The following is a 1,932-nucleotide window of genomic DNA, read 5'->3' as shown; positions in this document are numbered from 1 at the left end:
CCGACATCTCACAAGCCGTTCGCAGCACCAGCGCGTCCCACGGGCCTCGGTCTTGTCCAGAGCTCGAGGCTCGGGATTGGTAAGAGGTCACCGTGTCCCGCTCGCCGATATGCGGGTCGACGTCCACCACCTTCTGGCCGACGGTGATCACGTCGTAATGCACTCGCGGCGACGGCTCCCCGATGCCGGGCCGGAGATCGCGGTCGTCGATATCTGGCGGATCGACGATGGGCTGATCGCCGAAGGATGGGAGATCATCGAGCCGGTGGCCCAGGCAGCCGCCAATCTGGTGTGGTGGGAGCCTGCTGAGCGCTGACCGGTGCTATCGCTTCCGCCGTCGAACGACAAGCGGGTGGGTGCAACTCCTTCTCAAGGAGGACAGGTATCCGCCCAGCTCACCGGGTCCCTCTAGAAGAGCCGCACCCCTGGGAGATCACGGCCTGGCGGAGTTTGGTGGTGAAGTCGGGGGTGCGGGCGATGCGGTCGACGCCGCCGGCTTTGCTGTGGCGCAGGGCGGTTTGGAAGTTCTGTTGTGTTTCGCCCAGCAGCGGCCGGTCTTCGGCGTAGGGGACATGTGTCTGGCCGGAGAAGGGCCTGTGAACCGACAGGGCCGTTCGGCACCCCCCCGACCTTTCTCGGTGGAGGAGAATTCCCCTGCTCCGCACCTCTCGGACGCAGCGCCTTCTGGTGGCTACCGGCTCGACGGTCCTGGCCGCAGGAGGTGTGCTGATGCCCACCGGTGCGTTCGCCGCCCCGGCGACGCCGCACGTCGGCGTCGTGCCCACGGCTGCAGCTGAGCACGGTGGCCACGGCGGTCACGGCAAGCACAAGAAATACAGCCACGGCAAACACAACAACAGCAATCACAGCAAGCACAAGCACAACCGTCATGGCGGCACCAAGAACGGCAACAACAATGGCCCCGTCACCATCATCGTCATCGGGAACAACAACACCGTCAACGGCAATGGGAACGGCAACGCTCTGACCTGACTTCTGCAGGCGGCATCGAGTTCACGGCCTGGCCGGCGGCAACGCCCGGCCGGTCCGTTCGTATGTCCGCAGGAAGGCTGCGGGTGCGGGCCGTTTTACGCAGCCCTGCACCCAAAAGCGGCCTTGCACTGCGAAGCGAGGTCGTCCATTCGGGAACTACACATACGTCCGCCTCGCCGATTGCGGGGTTTTCGGTCATGCTCGAGAGCGCACGAAAGAGGAACGAGAATTCTCATGCGCAGCAGTATCCGGACGCGTCGTCTGGTTTTCGCCGCCCGCGCCGTCGCCCACGCCGCGGTCGCCGCCGTCGCCCATGGCCGCGGCGGTGGCCGCGGCGGCACCGGCGCCCCGCTTGTCCTGACACGCCGACGCCGCCTGATCCGCGGGGGCACGTTCCCGGCTGAACGCACGGGAACGCGCCACAGGTAGGCGACGCCCGCGCCGGGCAATGCCGGCCGGATGCACCGTCAGAAGTCCTGGAAATCTGGGGAATTGATGGGGTGCTCAGGGATTGCTTGGCCCCTGCCGTGGCCGCCGGAGCCCGGAACGGCCGTAGGCGCCCGGCGACTGTCCCCCGGGCTTCTACCCGACGCCTGGCGGCTGTGTCAAGTCCCGAGTCCTCGGAGCGTGACGGCGCTTTGCCGGATCGGGCCTAATTGAAGTGCGGGCCTCACCGGAAAGGAAATGAGACCGCACGGTGCGGTGGAAAGTCCTCGGCGAGGATTTCTCGCTCTCGCCGAATCGCTGGTTATTCCGGCGCGGCGGTCCCGGTCGTAAGCCGGTCTGTCGGCCACTGCCCCGAGTTTCCGGGGCAGGTCAGAAATCCATCTCATAAGGAGAAAGCCCATGACTCGCAACGTTCACACCTCCAACGCCGACACCCGCAACGACGTCAAGTCCAAGCGGCGGGGCCGCCGCTTCGCGATGGTCTTCGCCTCG

Annotated in this window: 3 protein-coding genes; all 3 read left to right on the top strand. The window is 66.3% G+C overall.

What is annotated here, in order from left to right:
• Positions 1-52 precede the first annotated feature (52 nt).
• The 3 genes from ACFVJQ_RS45880 to ACFVJQ_RS45870 all read left to right on the top strand — a co-directional run bounded on the left by ACFVJQ_RS45880 (position 53) and on the right by ACFVJQ_RS45870 (position 1,422).
• Entirely contained in the window at positions 53-316 is a 264-nt protein-coding gene (locus ACFVJQ_RS45880) for a nuclear transport factor 2 family protein (protein ID WP_385791945.1), read from the top strand.
• Between the two features lie 413 nt (positions 317-729).
• Complete coding sequence (locus ACFVJQ_RS45875) at positions 730-993, top strand: hypothetical protein (protein ID WP_385791943.1); 264 nt, start codon at positions 730-732, stop codon at positions 991-993.
• 234 nt (positions 994-1,227) lie between these two features.
• Positions 1,228-1,422: a hypothetical protein gene (locus tag ACFVJQ_RS45870; protein WP_385791941.1), complete on the top strand. Its 195-nt coding sequence runs from the start codon at positions 1,228-1,230 to the stop codon at positions 1,420-1,422.
• Positions 1,423-1,932 lie beyond the last annotated feature (510 nt).

The sequence above is a fragment of the Streptomyces sp. NPDC127197 genome (assembly GCF_042672405.1).
Lineage (GTDB): Bacteria > Actinomycetota > Actinomycetes > Streptomycetales > Streptomycetaceae > Streptomyces > Streptomyces flavusporus.
This window is presented reverse-complemented; position numbering and strand designations above follow the sequence as displayed.

Bases quoted from the DNA above. Each gene is read 5' to 3' on its own strand.
- ACFVJQ_RS45870 (WP_385791941.1), top strand. From the start codon at position 1,228: ATGCGCAGCAGTATCCGGACGCGTCGTCTGGTTTTCGCCGCCCGCGCC.
- ACFVJQ_RS45875 (WP_385791943.1), top strand. From the start codon at position 730: ATGCCCACCGGTGCGTTCGCCGCCCCGGCGACGCCGCACGTCGGCGTC.